Here is a 317-nt window from a genome sequence, read left to right on the forward strand (position 1 = left end):
AGCGGGCCGAGGGTGTAGAACGGCGCCTCGTCGCAGCACTCGAGCTGCTTGTCCATGTTCTCTTTGATCAACTGCATCGGCACGTGGCCCGGGCCTTCGATCATGCACTGCACATCGTGTTTCCAGGCAATCTTGGTCAGCTCGCCGAGGGTTTCCAGCTCACCGAATTGTGCTGCGTCGTTGGCGTCGGCAATCGAGCCCGGACGGAGGCCATCGCCCAGCGAGAAGCTGACGTCGTAGGCCTTCATGATTTCGCAGATTTCGTCGAAGTGGGTGTAGAGGAAGTTCTCTTTGTGGTGCGCCAACGACGCAGCACA

The 317-nt window shown here is 59.3% G+C and carries 1 pseudogene; it reads right to left on the reverse strand.

Going from position 1 to position 317, the window contains the following annotated elements:
- Positions 1-11: 11 nt before the first annotated feature.
- Positions 12-317 (reverse strand): annotated as a pseudogene (locus tag ACIOZM_RS18040) (phosphomethylpyrimidine synthase ThiC); the annotation flags it as partial.

It is taken from the genome of Pseudomonas sp. NPDC087346 (assembly GCF_044744235.1).
In the GTDB taxonomy this organism is placed as follows: Bacteria; Pseudomonadota; Gammaproteobacteria; order Pseudomonadales; family Pseudomonadaceae; genus Aquipseudomonas.